The sequence below is a fragment of the Microbulbifer elongatus genome, from assembly GCF_021165935.1.
In the GTDB taxonomy this organism is placed as follows: Bacteria; Pseudomonadota; Gammaproteobacteria; order Pseudomonadales; family Cellvibrionaceae; genus Microbulbifer; species Microbulbifer elongatus.
In genome coordinates this window covers 1,637,799-1,660,953 of sequence record NZ_CP088953.1, presented here as the reverse complement: position 1 = coordinate 1,660,953, position 23,155 = coordinate 1,637,799, and the positions used below count along the sequence as shown (strand labels likewise).

The following is a 23,155-nucleotide window of genomic DNA, read 5'->3' as shown; positions in this document are numbered from 1 at the left end:
TCCTCGCTGGCTAACCTGACTCATATCGATAAAATAGAGCGACCGTCCCAAGCTGTCTTGTCAGTCATAAGTACGCGTGGCCATGGCCGTGTGACTTTCGGTAGACTGGAGGCATAAAGATAAGACGAATACACGACGGGAGCGGAATACATGAACGGGCTGTATTGCCGACAATTTTTTCACCGCGCTATTTTCATCTGGAACACCCACTTCCCGATTCCCGATAGCTGTTCGCCTCATACTGCAAAGGAATTCTCGCAACCATGACGTTAGACAACGGAAAGTCTGAATTGGTCTACCAGGGTCGTCGCGCACAACGTGCCGACAGCCGCCAACGTCGCAAAGCAATTTTAGAAGCCACTCTTCGCCTCATTGTAAAAGAGGGAATTCGTGGCATCCGCCATCGCGCTGTCGCCAAAGAAGCTGCGGTACCACTGGCAGCCACCACTTACTACTTCAAACAGCTGGATGACCTGATCAGTGATGCATTCACTTATTTCGTAGAACAGAATATTGATCAGACCCTGACACTGCAGGAAGAAAGCTTTTCCGCGGTTCGCCAGCTCACGCCGGAACAGATGCACTCTTCCACAGGGCGCCGCCAACTTATTCAGCAGCTGACTCGCTTCGTGTTGAACCACATTCGCTCCCAGGCGAGCAGTCGCGACAACCGGATTATTGAGCTCGCCTTCAGAAATGAAGCGCTGCGCAACCCACAGTTGACCCGTGCCGTACGCATGGCGAATCAGTCCACAGAAAATCTGATTGTCGAATTCTTCGAGCTGTTACAGCTGTCAGACCCGCTGGCTGCGGCCCAGGTAGCTCACGGTACGATTCTGAATCTTGAGTTCCAGATTCTGAGCGGCGCCATTTCCGTAGACTCGCCTCTGCTTGAACGTACAGTGACCCTGATGATCAAAGGCGTCATTCCCACATCAAGCACAACCGCACTGAACAACATGCAGACACAAACGGCATAGGCTGAGCAGCCCACCACAACCGACACTGCGGTCTCTACCGACTTCGCGGCCCTGACATCTCATCACTCGGGGCCCGACCACCTTCCGTGACGCCAAAAAACTTCTGGCCTGCCCGCCTTCCACCACTCCTGCTATCGCCGTTCATCCACACCTGTCGCCCTCGATAAAACCCCTCCGGTGGTTGGCGCGTCCGGGCACACAATCGCTATTGCATACCCGCACGAATATCTGCGAACCGCGGAATCAAGCTACACACCTGCAGCCCGCCGACTAGAATTTTAACAACGACATCGGATGTATCTGCAGAAGTACCATGGGATTGTTTGTGCTTGGGCGTAAGTTTTGCTGCCTTCTGGTTATCCTTCTCTCCATCGTCGCTTGCCAGCGGGAGGATGAAGGTGCCGCCCCAGAGTCGCCAGTTGCCGGGGACACTGAGACAAATGTGGCAGTTGATACCCCGGCAGAAAGTGATGACGATGACGCAGACAGCGATGAGTCTTCCCCAGAGGTCGGTGCCGATGATCCGCATATGCACCCCGCCTCCCGGGAAGACCTGCGCCGCGAAGCGGAATGGCCACAGGAAACCAGTGGCGAGTACCCCATCCACGCCTACGACAATTACACCGAGACCGGTGATCTGCCGGGCCTGCTGAAACAGGGAAAGCTCCGCATACTGGTGGATATTTCCAACAGCGATTCACTGCACCGGGAGGCCACCCTCCAGGATCTCGAACTGAGTGAAGCGAAACGCCTGGCCACGCGCCTGGGGCTGGAACCGGTCGTACTCTACGCCAATAACTTCGATCAACTGATCCCGCTACTCAACGAAGGCAAAGGCGACCTTATCGCCAACTACATGGTGATCAATGAAGAGCGCCAGCAAAAGGTCGACTTCTCGATCCCCACCGCCAGCACCCAACTGGTTCTGATTTCCCGCGATGACACAAAACCAATTTCAGAGTCCACAGACCTGTCGGGAAAAACACTGGTGGTCACCAAAGGGACTGTTTTTGAAACAGCCGCAAGGAAATTCGTGGAAAAGCATCCGGGGCTAAAACTGAAGGTTTCCGAACGAAACTATGTAGAACTGGTCATTGATGTGGCGGAAAGTCATATCGACCTCACCATCGCGGAAAACCACATCTTCAATCAGGTTTCCCAATTTAAAGACAACATTATTGAAAACTACACCTTTCCCGGAAAATACCAGGTGGGCTGGGCGGTCCGCAAAAACTCCCCTGAACTGCTGCAGGCGATGAATGATTTTATCCGCCATAGCAAGCTGACCCGTACCGTGAACCGCTCCATTGGTGATCTGGAGCAGATTCGCGAACGGGGTTACATCCGGATACTCACGCGCAATCACCCGGGCACCTATTACATGTGGAAGGGCCGCATTATGGGGTATGAATTTGAACTGGCCCAGGCGTTCGCCAAAAAACTCAAATTGCGTCTTGAGATCATCGTCGCTCCCACCCACGCCGACCTACTTACCATGTTGCGCGATGGCAAGGCGGATATTGCCGCGGCCCTGCTCTCAGCTACAGAAAAACGCGATAACAGCGGCATGGATTTTTCCACACCATACATGAAGGAGCGCGTGGTATTGGTTGGTGAGGACAGCGACAACATAGAATCGCTGGAGGCACTCGAAGGTCGCACGATTCATGTGCGCAAGTCCAGCAACCACTACCAGGTCGCACAGGATCTCAAGAAAAAAGTACCCGGCGTGAAAATTGAATTGGCACCGGAAGAGCTGAATATCCAGGAGATTATCGACAGGGTTGCAGACGGCGAATATGACCTCGCCATTGCCGATCGTCTGTCAGTGAAACTGGAGCACGCCTGGCGCACCAATGTGGATGTGCTGTTTGACCTGGGTATCGAGGACAACGTCTACGGCTGGATGGTGCGGGAAAACAACCCGCAATTACTGAAGGCCATCAACAAATTCTTTGCCAAGAAGAGCACGCAGAAAAAAATGCGCATTCTTTATATCAAGTATTTTGATGCGCCGAAACGCACCCGCCCGGAAATCGATGAGCTGAATGCCAATGGTACGATTTCCCCCTATGACGAATACGTAAAAAAATACGCGGACGAGTATGATTTTGACTGGCGACTGGTTGTCGCTCAGATGTTCCAGGAAAGCACGTTCAATCCCAAAGCAAAATCCTGGGTAGGCGCACGCGGGCTCATGCAGGTAATGCCGGATACCGGCAAGCAGGTCGGCGAGAGGAATCTGTTTGATCCGGAAAGCAGCGTACGTGCCGGCCTCAAATACCTGGAGTGGCTGCACCGAAAGTTTGAGGACAAGGGTATCAGCCCGGAAAACATGATGTGGTTTACCCTTGCTTCCTACAATGCCGGGCTCGGTCATGTGTACGACGCACAGGACATTGCCGAAGAAAAAGGCTGGGACAGAAAAGTCTGGTTCAATAATGTCGAAAACGCGATGCTGCTTCTGTCCGACAAGAAATATTACGAGAAGGCGCGCTACGGCTATGCGCGGGGACAGGAGCCCTACGATTATGTGCGCAAGATTCAGGAGCGCTTTCGCACCTATGTTGCGCTACTGGAAGACTATGAGCGGAGAAACAATGAAACGGGCCGGCTGCTGGACTTCCTTTATCCACCGTACCTCAGCACCGAGGCGCTGGCCAGAACAAGGCCACAGAGGAATTTCATCGACTCACCGCTGGTTTACGGGCCGTCACCGTGATCGCCAGCAGGCGGAAGCGTGTGACTTCCGCCTGCTGACTTTATCAGGAGCAGTTGCCGGGTAGGGAAGCAACCCACTCTTTCAGCAGTTCCGCACCTTCCTCGTGTGCGAGACTGCGCCCAAGCTCGGGCATCATTGCCCCGGGGTCAGTGGATTCCACACGAAAATTGAGAATGGAATCGTCCGGGCTCCCGGGCACAATCGCAAACAAGCGATCACCCGAGCCTGTGCCCGCGGCCACCGGGGGCTTACAGACACCCAGCTTGCGTCGATCGCGCTCGGCAACGTACAACATCAGCCCGGACGTGTCTGCAGGACCACTGGGATTGTGACAGTGGCCACAGTTGATATCCAGGTAAGACCGCGCGCGCTCCTCCAGGGAAGCTGAGGTGTCTTCATAGGCCACGTTGCGAGGCACATCCGCCAGGTCCGGCATACCGGTGAGATAGCCGACCTGCTGCCAGAATAGCAATTGGTTCTGCGCACCGTCCTGTACCCCGCTGTCGCGATAATCGAACACTTTGTTCAGGTGACGCGCGCGCGGGCCGATGGGACGCACCGCTTTCTGTGCGTGGTTGTCCGCATGGCAACCCGCGCACTGATTGGAGTCTGGCACTACATAAGTAAACGCTTCTGCGCTGCCATTCGCGTTGACCAGCTGCAGCCGCTTGGCGTCTCCAGCAATCTCCAGCACCGCATCGGTCTGCGCGTCATTCCACACGTAGGGCAGAGCCTGCCACCCGTCGATACGCTTCACCAGCAGGCGGGTTTCAATCAGCTTCACCTTCGACAGGTCCAACCCGGATCCGGCAAAGTCCCCGCTGTAATCGTCAGTACGCACCACAGTGCCGTTCTCCCCCAGCGGGTAGTAGAACGTTTTGCTGATAATGGTTCCCACCGGGTAATCGAAGTCCGCCTCCCCATACCGTGCACTGCTGCCTTCCGGCATCCACACGGTACGCAGCTTGTGCGCGTAATCGGTGAACAGCGCTGTGTTCAGGTCATAGGGCACCACGCGCGCGTTCAGCGACAGTTTGCCGTCGATGGCCTCGACGACATGCCACTGACTCAGATTGTCCGGCACGGCACTGCGTTCATGTACCGTTACCTGCTCACGGGGTGCGTCGCACCCGGTGAGCAGCAGGGCCAGCACTGCACCCCCGAACCATCTGCTGACTGCAAGCTTACGCATCGGTTACCTCATTGATTGCGTGTTGCTCTTCCTGAGGTTTTTCCTGCTTATTGTCGAAATCAAGCACCACCTGCGGCAGCTTTTTCAGGCTACAGCTGTGTTTACTGATATCGGTGGTAATGTTTTTGTAGCCGCCCTGAAGATCGACATTGATGATGCCGACACCTTCATTCTGAATACACAGCTTCAGATTTTCCGGCAGCTTGCCATCTACCATTTTTGCCTGGTCGACGGCACCATCCCACAGTACATCCGGCAGGCTGCCGGTCAGGCCGAACTTGGCTATTTTCAGCGCTTTCAACTCCAGATCATCCGGAGACTTGCCACCGCCGGTGAAGGTATTGTCGTAAATATAAATACCCTCCGGGTAGGGGTCGAAGTTCTCCTGTGTTGACTTGTCGCTGTAGTAACCCGCTGCAAAATAGCTGCTGACGATCACGTTGGCAGTGTCATTATCGGAGATTTCGTTATTGAAAATCTCCACAAAATCGTTGGAGTTGATCACCACCCCGGAGCCCGCTGGTACCGCGGCGACCGGCGTCCCTTCATGACCAAAGTTTTCGTAGTTGTTCTTGAACACCTTGTTGTTGTACACGCGGGTGCTGTGTCCCGGCTGAGGCAGGTTCGGCATATTGAATACGAGAATGCCGCCAGTGTTGTTGGTGGCGACGTTATCGTATACGTCCGCGCCAATGGTGTTCTCAATTTCGATTCCGGCAACATTGAATTCCGCACGGTTGTTACGCACGATCACGTTGCGCGACTGCCCCACATAAATACCCGCATCGGATGCGCCGATTGCCACAGTACCTTCCACCAGGGTGTTTTCAGTCTGTACCGGATAGATTCCATAGGCGCCGTTTTCGGTCGCCGGACCATTGGTCCACTCGACGCGAATGTCACGGATGATGATGTTTTTGCCCTCGTTGACTTTGAGCGCATCGCCGATGGTGTCTTCAATGGCCAGGTCTTCGATGGTGAAGTCGCTGGCATTCACCAGCAGACCTTCTGCCCCCTGAATCTGGTCTTTAAAGGAGAGAATGGTTTTGTCCATCCCCGCACCGCGGATCGTCACACCATCGACGTTGAGAGAAAGGCTGCGATTCAGCGTATAGCGGCCCTCGGGAATTTCAATGACATCACCCGGTTGTGCCTGGATCAATTGCTTGAGCAGTTGCTTCTGGAACGCCGCGGCATCAGCACTGCCCGCGCTATCCGCCGTACCCGCTTCTTCTTTCTGAGAACAGGCTGTCGCCAGTACGGCCAGCAGGAGCGCGCCAAATTTCGCCGATGATTTCATTTTTTCTCCAAATTTCTTATTGGTCTTCGAGGTGATATCCATGCATTTACGGCAGCGGAGGGGGCCTGGCGGACATAAAACCGTGACCAGGCTTCCTTCACCATTCCCAAGTGGTACGGATGTACCAATTAAGACGGGCAAAATACTTAGCTGCCAGCTGTCGGATACTATCGCCTCGTAGGAGTCTCGGCAATTCGCCAGGTGGAACTTTGTCTCATTTTAACCAGAGACAACATGACCGAATGGTCGGAAACTTGGTGTGAGGGCTTTACCCGGAGGAGCCGGGCACTGTCGATGCGGGGAACAGAGAGGGGGGAACGGCAGAGAGGGTCCCGAGCACACCTGCGCCCGGGACCGGATATGTCAGTTAGTGCTGGAACACAGGTCCGGCCACAAAGCTCCAGAACAGAACTGTGCCCACCATGACCACCACCGCCATCACCAGACACACAGTGACTACGGCACTGGCAAACAGAAAACCCCGCTCCTCAGAAACATTCATGACGATGGGGATTCCCACGTACAGAAGGTATACCGCATAGGCTACCGCTACCGTGGCAAGCAGAATATCCAGCCACAGGATGGGATAGAGCCCCGCTGCACCGGCTATAAAAATGGGCGTGGCAGTAAACCCGGCGATCACAATACCTTTCATCGGATGCGTTTTCGCGCCGTAGGTCTTCGCCATCCAGTGAATGAAATAACCCACTGCGACTACCGCAAGGATCATGGTGACATAGAACACCGCCACGAGAGACAGCGCGCTATTGTTGGTCAGGGTACGGACCTGATCACCGCGGCCGATATTCCAGCCGATTTCCGTGGTCCCGAAATACCAGCACAATGCCGGTACCAGTGCCAGAACGATGACGTAAGGCACCTGACGGTTGACGCTTTTTTCAGACATGCCGGCAATTTCCTGCCACTGCCTGCGCGGTTGCACCATCAGGCCGTAGAGATGATTCAGCATTCCCGTTCTCCTCACTCGCGAGGAACTACACGGCTTGAAGCCGCGGGGAAAACCTTTTTACTGAGCCACAGCGCAATTCGACTCTGCTGTCTCAATTTGATCTGGATACTACTTGTCAAAGTGAGGGATACCGCCAAAGGCCTTTCCCAGAAGTTCCAGTTTCTTATTTGTCTCACCAGACACGCCCCCGATACGAGGATATCCGGCGGATTACCCGTACCCTCAAATGCGGGGCACTCTAGATTTGTAACACCTCCGTCATGCAAGTCAACGCAGACACCAGAATTGGCGCAAATAAAAATGCGGCCGTTTCTCCAGGAAACAACCGCATTTACCAGAGTGCTACGGAATCACTCGAATATTATTCAGCAGTGTTTTCTGGCACTGCTTGATACACGCAACAGAAAGTCTGCGCCAGCCGCTGCCGGCCAAAGAACACTTTCACGTCAGGCTTCCGCCACTTGCACCATATGCATCCAACCGAAACGATCTTCCGCACGCCCTTCCTGAATATCCAGTAACGCAGCACGCAATTGCTGAGCAACCGGACCTGGAGCCTGGGCAAGACGGTAACGCTGCTCGCTGTCCCCCAGTTCGCTGATCGGGCTGACGATCGCCGCTGTACCACAGGCAAACGCTTCGCTGCAGGTACCGGATGCAACCAGGGCCAGTAAATCGTCGATATCGATTTCCCGCTCGTGCACCTCAATACCCAGATCCCGCGCCAGAGTCAGTATGGAATCCCGGGTGATGCCTTCAAGAATGGAGCCGTTCAGCGCCGGGGTGTGTAGAACGCCGTCCATTACCGCGAAAAAATTCATCCCCGACAGCTCATCGACTGTGTGCCGGTTGCCCGGATTCAACCACAGCGACTGGTCGTACCCGCGCTCTCTGAGCTGCGCGATACTCAGCAGGGAGGCGGCATAATTGCCCCCCACTTTCGCATCGCCGGTTCCGCCTACCGCTGCGCGACTGTCTTCCCGCTCCACCCACAGGCGCATATTGCCCGGGTGGTAGGCCTCGGAAGGACTCGCGATCACATAGAACTCGTACGCCTTACTCGCGGTCACCGCGAGATCCGGCTGGGTACCCATCAGGAATGGACGAACATAAAGGGATTCACCGCTACTGCCGGGAATCAGGTTGGCGCAGTGGGCCACCACGGTCTCTACCGCGCTCAGAAACAGAGATTCCGGCACTGGCGGCATGCACAGACGACGGGCGGAGTGCGCCATACGCTGGGCATTGCGCTCCGGGCGGAACAACCCAACCCCGCTGCCACAGCGATAGGCTTTCATGCCTTCAAAACAGGATTGTGCGTAGTGCAGGACCTTCGCCGCAGGATCCAATGCCAGCGGACCATAGGGCACCAGCTCTCCGTCACTCCAACGGCCGTCCTGGTATCGGGCGCGGAACATGACCGGCGCCATAACGGTTCCGAACCCGAGTCGCTCGGGGAGCTCGAATCCGCGCAGGCTGGAAATGGCTTCCGGTTGTATTTTTATCGTCACAAAGCTCTCCCACTGATTTTCGATGCGGTCAATCCAGCGAATTATGGCGGTATTACACCGTTTTTCCAAACACCCAGAATAACAACAACCCTTTCACGGCAAAGTAAAAGCCAAAAATAAGGCCAAATTAGGATAAGAATTACGGAAAACTGAGCCGCGTCTCTGCCGAGACCATCGTATTCGCCCACTCGCCACCCAAATGCCCTCCCCGACAAGCTAGTCCGTTGGTGACCGCTGGGGTGTACACAGCCGTCAGAATCCCTCCGCAAAGGGCAATTTTTGGCACCGGGATAATTGAGAGCTTCCCCCCACCCCGTCACAGACTGCCAGACTGTTGGAACCGAAGCGCAATCCTCGAACACCAGCAACCCGGCAGGCACTGATATCACACGCAACCACCCAGCATCAGCCGAGGCAAAAGCGCGCGAAACACCGTGTGGATGCGCACTTCATCGTACTGAACAGATTTACCCCAGTAGTCAGTGGCGCGCCTGCCAACGCGAGGAGGCAAAGCGCGAAAATTCGTTGGCTATACTCAAAATACATGGACGGCGAACGCCAATTGCAAGGGAAGCAAGTGCCAATCTACTGGCCAAAGATTTTCCGGCGACACCAGAGTCCAGCGTCGATATCGACAACACACCGGGCAACCGGCAGGAAAGTGAACGAACCACACTTCAGGGAGAGAGATTCCGCGCGGCGAACTTTGCGGCAGGCAGGCATATGGCTGCCAGAAAAAGCCTTCGCCCCGTGGATATCGAGCCTGACAACTTTCGTCCATGGCGGAAATTGGCAGGTCTGGCACAACATGAAATGGAAGTGGTTCAATCGTGACACAGACAGATACCAGCAACGCAATTGCTATCGGCTTGATGTTTACAGCCTCAGCTCTGCTGTGTGGCTCTGTTGCGGCGGAAGAAATTTCTGCGCTCGACAATGCCAAGGCTCCACCGGCGGCGTATATAGAAGCCGCATCCAAACCACTGGAGAAACCGAAACGACAGCTTCGGCCGTCTGTGGCGATCGACGAATACCGGCAGCGCATCGAGGATATGGAAGCCGAGCACGGTGCCTATGGTGCAGGGATTGATGAACAGCTGCTTGGACTTGGCCATGCATTGCAACGCCGGGGCCAGCATCAGGAAGCCATCTCTCAGTTTCGCCGTGCGATGCTGATCAACCGGGTGAATGAGGGGCTCTACTCCCTCAATCAGGTTCCGATGATCGAACGCATCATTGAGAGCCAGATCGCATTGAATGCATGGGAAGACGCCAACGAAAACCACGAATATCTTTTCTGGCTACATGCAAAAAATTACGGCAAGAAAGATCCGCGCATGCTGCCGATCATTGATCAACTGAGCAGCTGGCACCTGCAAGCCTATATTGATGAAAAAGGTGCGACTTTATTCGAGCATCTGATTAATGCCACCAATCTATACGCACTGGCGGTCGATATTATCTCGCAGAATTTCGGTGCCAATGATCTTCGCCTGGTAGAAGCACTGCGCGGGCTGAAAGCCACCAACTACTATCTGGCCACATATTCCGGGGAGCCCCAGGAGGCAATTGTCATCAATACCGGTTTTGGCGGCGGCAATGTGCCCAATGAGCGCCGTGCGCAGCTGGACCATTACCGGATGAACAGCTTCAGTTCTGGAAAAACAGCCATTACCAAGATCATGGATGTCTACCAGAAAAATCCGGCATCACCGCCGGCCGCTTCCGCCAAGGCGAAAGTGGAACTGGGTGACTGGTATATGCTTTTCAACAAGTGGCATTCGGCGCGGGAAACCTATGGCGAAGCCTACCGCGCCCTTTGGGATAATGGCGCGACCAATCAGGAGATCGACGAGATTTTCGGTCACCCCGCTGCGCTACCCAGCCTGCCACTATTGGATGAGGATCGCGAAGCGCTGGCGGACTCCTATGTAACGGTGTCCTACGACGTTACCGCATTTGGTAAAGCGCGCAATATCCGTATTCTCAGTGCGCGTCCGGAAGACAAAGTCAGTATCCGATCTCGGGTACGAAACGTTCTGAAGCGTGCCAAATTCCGTCCGCGCTTCGAGCATGGAGAGCCGGTAGAAACAACCGGCATAGTGCAACGCTTTGTATTTGACTAAAGCGACCTATGATTAGGGCAGTGTTCGACTGATGTATCGAGGTAAGTGGACCTTTCGGCGAGGGGTTAGGAAAACTGGCGGGCAATAGCGCCGGGCTTCAAAACCTCACCCAGGGAAAACTGTCGAACAGACATGGAACAAGCGGGCCACAACGAATACGTTGCGGCCCGTGAACGCATCAGGAGATAGCCAATGACGTTACGGAAGTTTGCGCGCCGTTTTAATCCGGCAGCCGAAGAATTGTCCCGAGTAAACTGGAAAGCGCTCGCTTCCGTGGTGGTGCTTGCCACGGTGATCAGTGGCTGTAAAAACCAACAGACACAGCAGCAGCCTCCCGCACAACCGCAACAATCGCAGTCGAGCTCTTCCAGCTCCTCGCAATCACAGTCCCAGTCTTCCAGTTCATCGAGCAGCCAGTCCTCTTCGTCGAGCCCATCGACGGCCAGCAGTATGCCGTCGCCGAGCTCACCAAGCAGCAGCCGCAGCAGTCCAAGTACGTCGACGTCGAGCAGCCAGGCTCAACCGAATACCTCCTTCCCCAGCATCGAGTCCAGTGATCGCTCCAGTAAGCAGGCGAGCAGCGCATCCGATGAGGGGCAGGAGTCGCAGCGTCGGTCCCGCTCGACGAATAGCGGTGAAACAGACCCGACAAACAGTGGTAATCCGTCCACCCCGGTGTACAGCGACTCTGACCGCCGGCCGGATGAATCCCGCATGCCTCCGGACCCTTCGTCAAACAGCGAAGGCGAACCGCCGGATGAAATCGACTTCTCTGAAGAGCAGAACACCGCGAGCAGCGCTTCAAGCAGCGCCTCGTCAAGTTCTTCTTCCAGCGCCTCGTCCAGTGCGTCCTCATCCAGCGCTAGTGCTTCCAGTAGTGCACCCGCCTCTGCACAGAGCGCAAGCCAGAGCGGCGGCCAGCAAAATGGAGGCCAGAGCGGTGGTCAGCCACCCAGTGCAACCGCCAGTGCAGCCGGCCCCGCGGGAGGCAGCAGCGCCCCCAATGAAGCCCCCACGAGTAGCGCCGAGCGCGTGGCTGAGCTGGAAGGTCAGTTCGAATCCACCATGGCAAGTTATGACGGCATGATCCTGCGCGAACGGGAGTACGTGCGTAACCGCCCCGCCTCTGCCGAAGAGCAGGAGGCCATGGAAGAGGAGGTTCCGCCCGGAGAATCTCTGGAAGACCTGATTCAGTCTGCCGAGGCAGAACTGCCTGCGCCGCCACCCGGTGGCCAGAGTGAAGGTGGCGCGGGGCCCGAGCAGAGTAATTCCAGTGGTCAGGCAACCGGGCCCGGCCTGCCCACCAGAGGCCGCAAAGGTGAGTTCGACCATACCGGTAGCGCCACCGTCGTCCCCGCCGATGTACCTACCGGTGACGACGATGATGTCGTAGCCCGTCAGATTCGAGAGGCGGCCATGCGCGAATCCGACCCGGAACTGCGCGAAAGACTCTGGGAAGAGTACCGCAAATATAAAAAGTCACAGAAATAGCGATGAATATCCATCAGGGAATATAGGGACACTAGGGAGAGAGTACAGACATGTTTTTTACACATGCACGCAGCGCCCTGGCCAGCCTGGCAACCGGTCTGTTGATCATTGCCGGCTGTACCACCACCGAAGTGCGCACGACAGCCTACACACCACTCACCGTGGAAGATCAGACCATCGCGGAAAACCGCCTGCTGGACGTGGGCATTGTGCAATTCAATGCCGGTCTCGATCAGGAGGAAGAACTGGATGAAGACGAGCTCGTCTTCCCGGAGCTGCGACGGGCGGAATCCCGCTACATCGCGGTCACCCTGGCCGACGCATTGCAATCCAGCCAGGGCTGGGGCGCTGTACGGGTTATTCCCAGTGAGCGCACCAATATCGACGTGACGGTAACCGGCACCATTTTACAGTCTGACGGGGAGACACTTACGGTCTCGGTGACCGTGCGCGACTCCCGTGGGCAGCTGTGGTTTACCAAGGAGTACACCGAACAGGCTTCTCATTATGCCTATGATCGTAAACACCCCACAGAAGGCGATGCCTTTCAGGGTATTTACAATCGTGTTTCCAATGACATGTTGATGTATCGCCAGCGCCTGTCGGATCAATATATCGCTGAGCTGCGGACCATTTCGGAAATCAAGTTTGCGCGAAGCTTTGCACCCAATGCTTTCGATCGCTATCTGGTTCAGGACCAAGAGGGACTTTATCAGCTGACCTCTCTGCCCGCCGACAACGATCCCATGTTGATGCGGGTGCGTCAGATCCGCGAGCGGGACTATCTGTTTGTGGACACCCTGCAGGGCTATTACGACACCTTCGTCAAAACCATGGAAACGCCCTATCAGGAGTGGCGCGCCATGAGCTACGAAGAAGTAAAGCAGATGCGTGAAATGAAACGGAAAGCCCGCAACAACACCATTATGGGTGTGGCCGCCATCGTCGGTGGTATCGCCACCGCCGGTGCCGGCGGCGGCGCTGCGCGACAGGCTGCCAATGTTGCGGTTGCCGGTGGCGGTTACCTGGTAAAAAGCGGTTTCGACCGCCGCTCGGAAGCCAAGATGCACATCGAGGCGTTGCAGGAACTGGGAGATTCCATCGAAGCGGAAGTGGAGCCACAAATTGTGGAACTGGAAGACCGCACCGTTACCCTATCCGGCTCGGTGGAAAACCAGTACCAGCAATGGCGTGAGCTGCTGAAAGAGATCTACCAGGCAGAAACCGGCGGCCTGCAGGATATCTGACACGCCAGGAACACAGCAGGTCACAAGGGACTCAGGGAAGGCCGATACCGGAAACCGTTTCCGGTATCGGCCTCCGGAAAATAACGACGACTACAGCGGAATTACCATGCAACACCGCGATTCAGACCCCAAAGATCCATCGTTCATTCGCCCCGCCGACTTCTCATTTGGTGATTCGGCCGGTGCCGGTGATGCCGACTCAAACAGCAAACGCTCAGGGTCGTCCACAACGAACGGCAATAGGAACCGGACAAGCTGGCTTCCCCTGGCTCTCGGAGCCGGGATGTTCAGCGCGCTGATCGGCGTCTTCTGGGTGCTGCCACAATTAGTGGAGCCCCCTGCGCCACCGGTGATTGCCAGTAACAGCAGCGCCGATACCAGCTCCAAGGCCGAACCCAAACTGCAGGAATCTCCCTATACCGAGGCGGAGATCATGCAACAGCGCCGCGACGTGCAAAAAGTACTGCAAGATATTCTGCAGTTGCAGGAGGAATTGCTGGAGCGCCGGGTAGAAACCTGGGCGGCGGAAGAGTACTTTGCGGCGCGCACCCTTGCAGAAGGCGCTGATGGAATCTATCGCCAACGCCGCTTTATGCAGGCGCTTGAGCAATACCGGGAAGCGCTGGCAGGAATGCAGGCGCTGCGCGACAGCATTCCTCAACGGATCGAGCAGCATCTGGCCGAAGGCCATAAAGCATTGGATACGGGGGATCAGGAGGCGGCAACCAGGGCCTTTGATCTGGTACTGACCATTTCTGACGATCACCCACGGGGTGTCAAGGGAAAAGCCCGGGCACAAAAGCTGCCAGAAGTCTGGCCGCGCTTTACCGCAGGCCAAGAGGCCTTTACCGAAAACAGGCTGGATACCGCCAAAGCGGAGCTCGAAAAAGCCCTGGCGCTGGACGCGGATACAGCCCCGGCCAAAGCGCTACTCCCCGAGGTCAAAGCGGCCATTCGGGAGCGGGACTACAGCGAGGCCATGTCTGCCGGTTACACCGCGATCGGCAACGGGAATTTCGAGAAAGCCAGATCCCACTTCAACACGGCGAAAAAACTCAAGCCCAATGCCACCGACCCGGACGCCGGCCTGCGCCAGGCTGCCAATGGGGTCGCGCAAGGGCGTATAGACCGGCTGTTTGCCAGCGCATCAGAAAATGAACGTGAAGAACGCTGGTACAAGGCCGCCGAGCAATATTCGGCGCTTCTCGAGGTCGACAGCAGTCTGGTTGAAGCGGTCACAGGAAAGGCACGCAGCGAGGCCCGTGCCAAGCTCGACGACCAGCTGCAGGAACTGCTGCAGGATCCCCTCAAGCTGAGTCAGGCCAAGCGCAACCAATACGCACGCAAAGTCCTCGCCGATGCCCGCGCGCTCAAGGTAGACACACCGCGACTCAATGGACAGGTAGAGGCTCTGGAAACGGCCCTGACCCAGGCGCTGATTCCAGTAACCGTGGTGCTACAGTCGGATGCAAGCACTCAGGTCACTATCTATCACGTGGGCAAACTGGGCAACTTCTCACAGCGCCAGATCGCCCTGAAGCCCGGTCGTTACACCGCCGTGGGAACCCGTCAGGGGTACCGGGATGTACGCCGGGAATTCGTCGTCCAGCCGCAGTCAGAGTCCCCCGTGGTTACCATTCAGTGCGCCGAGAAGATCAACAGCGCCAATAATTCCTGAAACCCGAAACCCTGCCCCGGCGATCGGATCCAAATGCACAGGTTTTTCACGTTGTGCAACCGATCCGCCGGCTTCTCTCGCGATACTCAATCACGTATCAGTCGTCAATTTCAGCGCCTTTTAGCAACAGGATGGCGTGGACAAAATTGTCGCCTCAGTATCGCCAAAACAGAGAAAGCTACGCCAATCATCCAGTGACTCAGGCCGCAATGGCGAGAGCAGACTAAGCTGAAATGCGCGGCTCTGTATCTCACCACCAAGGATGATCCCGCTGAGCCGAAGGCGGATATAACGATGATCGCCGCGACGGAAAATCAATAAGTGCGCAGTAACAGGGAATCACTAATGACAGCCAAAGAAGCGGTACCCGCACGCGACAGCGAGCCGGCCAAAGAAGAAGTATCCGTCATTCAGCCAATCGGCTTCACCCCCGCTCCGGTTTCTTCTGGCGGTAGAAAACTGCTGCTATCCCCCAAGGCGATCGCGGTTGTCAGCTGCCTGCTGATTGGCGCACTGATGCTGGTATACCTGCTGGTGGCCCGCTCCCTGATATTTGAAACCCAGCCAGGGGATGCAAAGGTTACCGTCAGTGGCCTGGCATTGCCTCTGGGTGACGGCCATCTGGTATTGCCCGGTCACTACAACTACACCATCAGTGCCACCGGGTATGTCTCGCAAAGCGGCGAGGTAGAAGTCAGCAGCGATCGCAACAGCCGTCACGCAGTAACGCTACAGCGCCTGCCCGGACATCTGCAGGTGGTTACCGAGCCCAATGTACCGGTGCGCATTCTGGTCAATGGTGCCGAGGTGGATAGTGACAACGGCCTGGCCGCGGACATCCCCGCAGGCCGCAAGCGCATTACCGTACTCACCGAGCGATACCTCCCCTTCAGCAAGGAAGTTGAAATCGAGGGCCTCGACAATACGCAAACCCTCAATGCCAGCCTGCGCCCGGCCTGGGCCAATGTGCACATCACCAGTAACCCCGCAGGCGCTACCGTCAGCGTGGAAGGAAAGGTGCTCGGAACCACTCCGCTGACCGCCGAGCTGGTACAGGGAGATCGTCTCGTGGATATCTCCTTGCCCCAACACAAAACCGTACAGGTTCCGGTACCGGTGACCGCCGGTGTCGATCAGACCCTGCAGACTGTGGACCTTGCCGCGGCCGATGGCACGCTGCGCGTCGTCAGCAACCCACCGGGCGCCAGCGTCACGGTGGATGGCGAATACCGTGGCCAGACGCCGATGGATCTGGAACTGGCATCCAACAGCCGCCACCAGCTGCGGTTCTTTATGGATGGCTATAGCACCGTCGAGCGCGCCGTGGATGTCCGCGCCGGGGATCTGCGGGACATGAACGTGGAGCTGGTACCGGTATTTGGCAAAGTCGCCATCACCAGCAGCCCAGCCGATGCCCAGGTATTTATCGATGGCAAGCTGGCAGGTACAGCGGGGCAGACCTTCACCCTGCCCACCCGAAGCCACAGCATTGTGGTGCGCAAGGCCGGCTATGAGGATTACCAGACCACCATCGTCCCCTCCAGCAAGTTGAAACAGTCCGTAAGGGCGGTACTGCTGACCGGCGAGCAGGCACGCTGGAGCAATGTCCCCGCAGAAATTACTCACGGCGCTGGCGGAAAAATGCTGCTGATGCGTCCGGACGCAGAATTTACCATGGGGTCCTCCCGCCGCGAGCAGGGCCGCCGCGCCAACGAAGTTCTGCGCAAGATTTCTCTGAACCGCCCGTTCTATATCGGCAGTACCGAGGTGACCAATCGCGAATATCGTCGCTACCAGCGCATGCACAGCTCCAGTCACGCCAGTGGCGTCAGCCTGGACAACGACAGCCTGCCGGTGGTGAATATCAGCTGGAACGACGCCGCACTTTTCTGTAACTGGCTGAGTGCTCGCGATGGACTTAAAGAGGTCTATCGTGCCGAGCGTGGTCGCGTAGTGGGTTTCGACGCGAGCGCCAATGGCTACCGCATGCCCACCGAAGCGGAGTGGGCCTGGGCATCGCGCTATGAGCGGGGCGCAATGCGTAAGTTTCCCTGGGGGGACTCACTGCCGGTAGGGAAAAATTCCGGCAACTACGCCGATAGCAGTGCCGGACAAATCGTTCCCGCGGTACTGCGCACGTACAACGACCGCTACGCTGCCACAGCCCCCGTCGCCAGTTTCCCGGCCAACCACCTTGGTCTTTACGACATGGGCGGCAATGTTTCCGAGTGGATTCACGACCTTTACACCATTGGTACCGGACTGTCGCTCAAACGGGAAGAAAATCCGGTGGGTCCGCAGGAAGGGGATTACCACGTGGTGCGCGGCTCCAGCTGGAAACACGCGGGACTGACCGAGTTACGGCTCTCTTACCGGGACTATGGCGCTGAGGCGCGGAACGATATCGGCTTCCGTATCGCCCGCTGGGTGAATTGAGGAACAACAGATGCAACGGCACCAATCATCACGCGATCAAACGACAAAGGCACGAACACTACCGGCAGCCCCCCTGTTCAGCCGACGCTTTGTTGTGGTCACACTGGCTCTCACCCTGGCGGTTGCGCTCTGCGTACAGCCACTGGGCTTGCAGGCGCAGTCCTCCAGTGAAGACAGCAAGCCGCAGGCACAGTCAGACAAATCAGAACAGGCAACGGAAAACACCACGCCGGTAGCGGTGAAGCAGGAAGTAAAAACTCCGGCGAAAAAAACGCAACCCAGCATCAAAGCACAAAGTGCCCGGAGAGCCGACAGCTACGAGGCGACGGAGGAAATTTCCGAAGATCTTTCCGTCTCGTATCCAGTAGATATTTAACGGTATCCCGAGATACCGGAGCACACGCTCGCACACAGCCAATAGTAATACCGGGCCGGATGCCAATGGAATGGCCCACAAATAAGCGGGAAACCCCATGAAATTCAAATCTTCCGATTTTATGTTCCAGCTGTTCGCCCTTCTCGGCGCCATCATTCTGGTACACGCCATTTACGTGGCCATCATCCGCCCCAATGCGGACGCACTGATCCAGGAACAGATGGCGCGGGAAGAAGCCGGTGAAACCTACGCGCAGCAGCGATCCCTGTACATCGTCATGCGCGACTATGAACAGGAAGCCTGTTTTGTCCTGATGCTGTGGGCCATGGCGATCATGGGGCTGAAAGCACACCGCTCCATGCGCGAGCGCAAATTGCTGGACCAGGCACTGCTCAATGTCAGTGAAGGGACGCCGATACTGCCTGAAGACGCCCGTGATCTATCCCGTCCCATTCAGGCCCTGCCGGAAGATGAACGCAATTTCCTGCTGCCCCGTGCGCTACTCACCGCCCTGCAGAGGTTCGGATCGACGCGCAATGTCGCAGCAGTATCCAACTCGGTCAAAGAGGTGTGTGAAACCGAAGGCGATCGACTCGACAGTGAGCTGGCCATGGTCCGCTATATCACCTGGGCTATCCCGTCTATCGGCTTTATCGGCACCGTGCGTGGTATCGGCGAGGCTCTGGCTCAGGCCCATCGGGCGGTAGAAGGCGATATTGCGGGAGTGACCGTGAGCCTGGGTGTCGCGTTCAACTCCACGTTTGTGGCCCTGGTGATCAGTATCGTCATCATGTTTTTCACCCACCAGCTGCAGCTGATGCAAGAGCGCCTTGTACTGGACACACAAAATTACTGCGATAACAAACTGCTGCGTTTCCTCAAGGTAAGTTGAGCACCACCGAAACCAACAGACGCCCCGGAAACACCGGGTAACCAGGATGATTACCCTCGAACGATACAGGAAAGACCATGAGTAAAGGTGTACTGGAAATCAACGATTGCGGACTGCGCGTATTCGACGGCACCAACGAAATAATCGAAAGTCCTGGCGTGGCCATCATCAACAACCGGGAAATCGTCACCGGCACTGCGGCATTGATGCGCGCCCGCAGTCATCCCACCCAGGTCAACCACCAGTTCTGGCGACGTCTCAGCCTGGAATCGGTAAAATCCGATAACCCCGGCTGCCGCCACCATGCAGATCTGGCCTTCTGCCAGCTGAAGGAAATTGCGGGCCTGTGTGACCTGCCGGATGAAGTGGCACTTGCCGTGCCCGGTAACTTCACCCGCGAGCAACTGGCCCTGTTGCTGGGCGTGGTCAAAGAGAGTCCATTCAATGCGGTTGCCTTGGTCGACAGCGCCAGTGCCTGCCTCAGCAGTTGCGCTCCCCGCGGCGTACACCTCCACGTTGAATTGCACCGGCACCAGACCCTGGTCAGCCGCATCGCAGTCCACGAGCAGACCGAGCTGGATATTGCAGAGACCGTAACCGACGCCGGCCTGCAGCATTTCCAGGAGGCCTGGGCACGCATCTTTACCGACGCTTTCATCATGCAGTGCCGGTTCGATCCCTTCCACTCTGCCGAAGCGGAACAGCAGCTCTACGACCTGCTGCCACAGTGGATTGCCCGCGCCATGCGCCAGGGTGAGGTTATGGCCGAGCTCGACGACCGCACCGCCAAGGTGAGCCTGCGTCAGCTGCAGGACGCCAGCACGCCCATTCTCTCGCGGGTGCGCGCCATGATCGACAACCTGAGCGACGCCAACAGCGTGGTATTTGTATCCCACCGCTGGGCCGAAATTCCCGGCGGCGCACAATTGGCGGAGCGCATCCATCTGCTGCCACACAACGCCGTCGCGCAAGCGGTGGAAAAACACTGGCAGGAAATCCACAGCGACACCGGTAACCTGCGCCTGATCACTAACCTCAACGCGGCACCAGCCACAGAAGTGGCGGTGCAGGTGAACGCTGCTGCAGAAGCGGGCGCCACACATTTGCTGCATGGCCATCGGGCACTGGCTGCACATCAGCCTCTGTTTGTGAGCTGGGTAAACGGCAAGCTTGATATCACGCCAACTCCGCCCACGCATCCCGCCGCTACCGTCACCAATCACGCCGGCCGGCTGGCCTTGCGTGTGGACGCCGGCGCCGAACTGATGTTGAACGGCGAGACCATTTCCGCCCCGGTGAACCTGTCCGCTGGCGACCGTATCGGCGTAGCAGATTTCGACGGCGTAATCACAGCGATCAGTGTGGATCAATATGGCGCGTAAAAACCGGCGGTTTAACACCTTCAGCCTCTCCTTCCTGGACATCATGTCCTGCGGGTTCGGTGCCGTGGCATTGATATTTCTGATCATCAAGCACGGTTCCGATCACGACATCGAGGCGGAGAATCTTGACCTTAAAGCAGAGGTCAACCTGCTAGAAGAAGAAGTGCAGTTCGGACGCGAACATATGGTGCTCGCGCGAAATACTCTGGACACCACCAGTGACGAGCTTGCTACTGCCCAGGGCCTGGCCCGACGGATCATGGAGCAGATCGAGGAAGTCAAAGGCAATATCGCGGAGGTCGACAGCAGTACCGATGAAATGGATATTGCGCGCCTGCAGGAGAAACTCAAAAAGCTGGAGCAGGCGAAAAAGCAGCTCGAAGAGGAAAATCGCAAACTTGGCAATAATGTGCGCAAGTTCGTTGGCGATGGCGACCGACAGTACCTCACCGGCCTGCGCCTCGGCGGCGATCGCATTCTGATCCTACTGGACGCCTCCGCCAGTATGCTGGGTGACGAACTTATCAAGGTCATACGGACGCGCAACATGTCCGATTCGGTAAAACGGGACACCGAGAAGTGGCGCCGCGCCAAGCAGACCGTGAGCTGGCTGGTATCCCAGTTTCCACAGGACAGCCAATACCAGATCTACACTTTCAACACGGGTTTTCAGGCGGCGATTGTCGGAACCGAAGACCGCTGGTTGAATGTGGATGACCGCGACCAGATGGACGTAGCCATCAAGGCTCTGGATAAGGTGGTGCCAGAAAACGGCACCAGCCTCGAACGGATCTTTAACGCGGTGAACAGTATGTCTCCGCTCCCGGACAACATCATTCTGATTACTGACGGTCTGCCCACGCAGGGAATGAAGGCGCCCCGCGGTAACACTGTTTCCGGGAAAGAGCGGATCAAGTTATTCCGCAAAGCGGTTGACGCATTACCGAAAAGCATCCCGGTGAATGTCGTCCTGGCTCCCATGGAAGGCGATCCCTTTGCCGCCAGTGAATTCTGGAAGCTGGCCATGGAGACTCAGGGCTCTTTCCTCGCACCCTCTAAGGACTGGCCATGAGCAAACGAACCAAACGGCAACAGGAAGAATTCAGCATTTCATTTCTCGATGTGATCTGCTGTGGCTTCGGCGCCATCGTTTTACTGCTGATGATCGCCAAAACCGTGGAACCCATCGTACTCGAAGAAGCCGAGCTGGACCTCGATGGCCAGGTACAGGAATTACAGGAGCAGCTAGCGGAAATTCGGGGGGAGACCACCATTCTGAACCGCGACCTGAATGCCAAGAAGGAACAGCTGGACATCGAAACCAAGCGCATCGCCAAATTGAAAGGTGAACTGGAAACCCTGCAGGCCATGTATGCCCGCAAGACCGAAGGTGAAACAGAAGAAGGAAAGCTGAAGGGCGAATTGACTATTGCCCTACAAAGCATGACCGATGAGATGAAACGCCTGCTCGGTGAAAACTATCAGCGCAAAAATAATGTGATTGGTGGTATTCCTGTCGATAGCGAATACATTCTGTTCATCATCGATACCTCGGGCAGTATGTTCAACTACGGTTGGGACCGAATGATCGATGAGATGGTAAACACACTGAACCTGTACCCCAATGTGAAGGGTATTCAGGTGATGAACGATATGGGGGACTATATGTTCTCCAACTACCGGAATCGCTGGATTCCGGATACTCCCGGGCGCCGCAAGGCGGTGCTTGACCGCCTGCGCTCCTGGAATCCATTCAGTAACTCCAGCCCGGTCGAGGGTATCCAGAAGGCCGTGCGCACCTTCTACGATCCCAACAAGAAAATCAGTATCTATGTACTGGGTGATGAATTCACCGGAAAGTCTATTCGTAATGTGATGATGGCCGTGGACCGGGTAAATGCACAGCGCGGGGAGAATGAGCGGATGGTCCGCATCCATGCCATTGGTTTCCCGATCCAGTTCTCGCGCCCGCTGCACCTGCAGACCACCGGCCTGCGCTTTGCCGCATTAATGCGTGAACTGACCTACCGCAATGGTGGCACCTTTGTCGGCTTGAATGACTTTCGCTAGTCGATCCACGACAACCAGCGGTCACTCTGAAATTAAGATTTAATGATGGGCACGGATAGCCCGGGAGCACAACATGAGCATCTGGAGAAAGGGATTCAGAACACTGGGAAAGCTAGGCGCACTGACCGCTGTCGCCCTGCTCACCGCCTGTGCACATACGGTATCGGTCGACGGCGAGTTTCCAACGCCCGTAGGAAACCAGCACCCTCTCACGGTGGGAGTCTACCTGAGTGACGACTTCCGCCAGTTCACTTACAGCGAAAACCGAGACGATCGGGAAGAGTGGAATATCAACACCGGGCGGGCGCAGAAAAACCTGTTCGAAACGGTTCTCGGCTCCATGTTCCGCGAAACCATCAGCCTCGCACAGTACCCCAGCAATCTGCCCCGGGGCCTTGATCTTGTCATCGTTCCCGAAGTTCGCGAGCTGCAATTTACCATGCCACGGGAAACCCGCGTCAACATATTCGAGGTATGGATCAAATACGACATGCACGCGTATAACCAGCGCGGTGACTCTGTGGCGGAGTGGGTAATCACCGCCTATGGCAAGACACCCACCGCTTTCCTGAAGTCACAGGAGGCCGCGCTGGCTCAGGCGATCAATGTCGCGTTGCGGGATGCCGGAGCCACCCTGTACACAGGCTTCGATCAGGTGCCGGAGTTACAGGCATTTATCGCCAACAAGCAGCGTGCACTGACCATGAAAACCTCGACGGAAGACGAGTAAAGACACTGTGCCGAACACATTCGGCTGAATGGATTAAGGGATCTGGCGCCAC

The 23,155-nt window shown here is 56.5% G+C and carries 18 protein-coding genes; 14 read left to right on the top strand and 4 right to left on the bottom strand.

The annotated features are described in order from the left end of the window. Positions 1 to 263 precede the first annotated feature (263 nt). On the top strand, positions 264 to 980 hold the full coding sequence (locus LRR79_RS06755) for a TetR/AcrR family transcriptional regulator (RefSeq protein ID WP_231759607.1): 717 nt from the start codon (positions 264 to 266) through the stop codon (positions 978 to 980). A 442-nt stretch (positions 981 to 1,422) separates the two neighbouring features. Continuing rightward, positions 1,423 to 3,702: an MltF family protein gene (locus tag LRR79_RS06750; protein ID WP_231759606.1), complete on the top strand. Its 2,280-nt coding sequence runs from the start codon at positions 1,423 to 1,425 to the stop codon at positions 3,700 to 3,702. Between the two features lie 43 nt (positions 3,703 to 3,745). On the opposite strand, the gene LRR79_RS06745 is transcribed toward LRR79_RS06750, so the two are convergent. The 4 genes from LRR79_RS06745 to LRR79_RS06730 form a co-directional block, all read right to left on the bottom strand. Continuing rightward, complete coding sequence (locus tag LRR79_RS06745; protein WP_231759605.1) at positions 3,746 to 4,894, bottom strand: SO2930 family diheme c-type cytochrome; 1,149 nt, start codon at positions 4,892 to 4,894, stop codon at positions 3,746 to 3,748. After that, positions 4,887 to 6,194 (bottom strand): parallel beta-helix domain-containing protein, encoded by a 1,308-nt coding sequence (locus LRR79_RS06740; RefSeq protein WP_231759604.1) that lies wholly within the window; start codon positions 6,192 to 6,194, stop codon positions 4,887 to 4,889. The genes LRR79_RS06745 and LRR79_RS06740 overlap by 8 nt, the downstream gene beginning before the upstream one ends. Positions 6,195 to 6,561: 367 nt before the next feature. Beyond that, on the bottom strand, positions 6,562 to 7,164 hold the full coding sequence (locus tag LRR79_RS06735; protein WP_231759603.1) for a Yip1 family protein: 603 nt from the start codon (positions 7,162 to 7,164) through the stop codon (positions 6,562 to 6,564). 446 nt (positions 7,165 to 7,610) lie between these two features. Then, entirely contained in the window at positions 7,611 to 8,675 is a 1,065-nt protein-coding gene (locus LRR79_RS06730) for a branched-chain amino acid aminotransferase (protein WP_231759602.1), read from the bottom strand. A 525-nt stretch (positions 8,676 to 9,200) separates the two neighbouring features. Between LRR79_RS06730 and LRR79_RS06725 the strand changes: the two genes are divergently transcribed. From LRR79_RS06725 to LRR79_RS06670, 12 genes are all read left to right on the top strand, one after another. Beyond that, positions 9,201 to 9,509 (top strand): hypothetical protein, encoded by a 309-nt coding sequence (locus LRR79_RS06725; protein WP_231759601.1) that lies wholly within the window; start codon positions 9,201 to 9,203, stop codon positions 9,507 to 9,509. After that, positions 9,506 to 10,801, top strand: coding sequence for a hypothetical protein (locus LRR79_RS06720; protein WP_231759600.1), 1,296 nt, complete (start codon positions 9,506 to 9,508; stop codon positions 10,799 to 10,801). Before LRR79_RS06725 ends, LRR79_RS06720 begins: the two co-directional genes overlap by 4 nt. A gap of 192 nt (positions 10,802 to 10,993) precedes the next feature. Further along, positions 10,994 to 12,292 carry a hypothetical protein gene (locus LRR79_RS06715; protein WP_231759599.1) on the top strand — a complete coding sequence of 433 codons (1,299 nt, stop codon included), beginning with the start codon at positions 10,994 to 10,996 and terminating at the stop codon, positions 12,290 to 12,292. A 50-nt stretch (positions 12,293 to 12,342) separates the two neighbouring features. Then, positions 12,343 to 13,539, top strand: a complete 1,197-nt coding sequence (locus tag LRR79_RS06710) for a hypothetical protein (RefSeq protein WP_231759598.1) — start codon at positions 12,343 to 12,345, stop codon at positions 13,537 to 13,539. 283 nt (positions 13,540 to 13,822) lie between these two features. Beyond that, positions 13,823 to 15,217: a tetratricopeptide repeat protein gene (locus LRR79_RS06705; protein WP_231759597.1), complete on the top strand. Its 1,395-nt coding sequence runs from the start codon at positions 13,823 to 13,825 to the stop codon at positions 15,215 to 15,217. A 345-nt stretch (positions 15,218 to 15,562) separates the two neighbouring features. Further along, positions 15,563 to 17,653, top strand: coding sequence for an SUMF1/EgtB/PvdO family nonheme iron enzyme (locus tag LRR79_RS06700; protein WP_231759596.1), 2,091 nt, complete (start codon positions 15,563 to 15,565; stop codon positions 17,651 to 17,653). A gap of 10 nt (positions 17,654 to 17,663) precedes the next feature. Beyond that, positions 17,664 to 18,029, top strand: a complete 366-nt coding sequence (locus LRR79_RS06695; RefSeq protein ID WP_231759595.1) for a hypothetical protein — start codon at positions 17,664 to 17,666, stop codon at positions 18,027 to 18,029. 97 nt (positions 18,030 to 18,126) lie between these two features. Then, complete coding sequence (locus LRR79_RS06690) at positions 18,127 to 18,921, top strand: MotA/TolQ/ExbB proton channel family protein (RefSeq protein ID WP_231759594.1); 795 nt, start codon at positions 18,127 to 18,129, stop codon at positions 18,919 to 18,921. Between the two features lie 77 nt (positions 18,922 to 18,998). Continuing rightward, positions 18,999 to 20,303: a hypothetical protein gene (locus LRR79_RS06685; protein ID WP_231759593.1), complete on the top strand. Its 1,305-nt coding sequence runs from the start codon at positions 18,999 to 19,001 to the stop codon at positions 20,301 to 20,303. Then, entirely contained in the window at positions 20,293 to 21,375 is a 1,083-nt protein-coding gene (locus tag LRR79_RS06680) for a vWA domain-containing protein (RefSeq protein ID WP_231759592.1), read from the top strand. Before LRR79_RS06685 ends, LRR79_RS06680 begins: the two co-directional genes overlap by 11 nt. Further along, positions 21,372 to 22,373, top strand: coding sequence for a vWA domain-containing protein (locus LRR79_RS06675; protein WP_231759591.1), 1,002 nt, complete (start codon positions 21,372 to 21,374; stop codon positions 22,371 to 22,373). The genes LRR79_RS06680 and LRR79_RS06675 overlap by 4 nt, the downstream gene beginning before the upstream one ends. 73 nt (positions 22,374 to 22,446) lie before the next feature. After that, on the top strand, positions 22,447 to 23,103 hold the full coding sequence (locus LRR79_RS06670) for a hypothetical protein (RefSeq protein WP_231759590.1): 657 nt from the start codon (positions 22,447 to 22,449) through the stop codon (positions 23,101 to 23,103). The last annotated feature ends 52 nt before the right edge of the window (positions 23,104 to 23,155 follow it).

Excerpts from the sequence above, each read along its gene's own strand:
- LRR79_RS06710 (WP_231759598.1), top strand. The coding sequence starts at position 12,343 with ATGTTTTTTACACATGCACGCAGCGCCCTGGCCAGCCTGGCAACCGGT.
- LRR79_RS06755 (WP_231759607.1), top strand. The coding sequence starts at position 264 with ATGACGTTAGACAACGGAAAGTCTGAATTGGTCTACCAGGGTCGTCGC.
- LRR79_RS06740 (WP_231759604.1), bottom strand. The coding sequence starts at position 6,194 with ATGAAATCATCGGCGAAATTTGGCGCGCTCCTGCTGGCCGTACTGGCG.
- LRR79_RS06670 (WP_231759590.1), top strand. The coding sequence starts at position 22,447 with ATGAGCATCTGGAGAAAGGGATTCAGAACACTGGGAAAGCTAGGCGCA.
- LRR79_RS06705 (WP_231759597.1), top strand. The coding sequence starts at position 13,823 with ATGTTCAGCGCGCTGATCGGCGTCTTCTGGGTGCTGCCACAATTAGTG.
- LRR79_RS06680 (WP_231759592.1), top strand. The coding sequence starts at position 20,293 with ATGGCGCGTAAAAACCGGCGGTTTAACACCTTCAGCCTCTCCTTCCTG.
- LRR79_RS06735 (WP_231759603.1), bottom strand. The coding sequence starts at position 7,164 with ATGCTGAATCATCTCTACGGCCTGATGGTGCAACCGCGCAGGCAGTGG.
- LRR79_RS06690 (WP_231759594.1), top strand. The coding sequence starts at position 18,127 with ATGAAATTCAAATCTTCCGATTTTATGTTCCAGCTGTTCGCCCTTCTC.
- LRR79_RS06685 (WP_231759593.1), top strand. The coding sequence starts at position 18,999 with ATGAGTAAAGGTGTACTGGAAATCAACGATTGCGGACTGCGCGTATTC.
- LRR79_RS06675 (WP_231759591.1), top strand. The coding sequence starts at position 21,372 with ATGAGCAAACGAACCAAACGGCAACAGGAAGAATTCAGCATTTCATTT.
- LRR79_RS06715 (WP_231759599.1), top strand. The coding sequence starts at position 10,994 with ATGACGTTACGGAAGTTTGCGCGCCGTTTTAATCCGGCAGCCGAAGAA.
- LRR79_RS06745 (WP_231759605.1), bottom strand. The coding sequence starts at position 4,894 with ATGCGTAAGCTTGCAGTCAGCAGATGGTTCGGGGGTGCAGTGCTGGCC.
- LRR79_RS06695 (WP_231759595.1), top strand. The coding sequence starts at position 17,664 with ATGCAACGGCACCAATCATCACGCGATCAAACGACAAAGGCACGAACA.
- LRR79_RS06700 (WP_231759596.1), top strand. The coding sequence starts at position 15,563 with ATGACAGCCAAAGAAGCGGTACCCGCACGCGACAGCGAGCCGGCCAAA.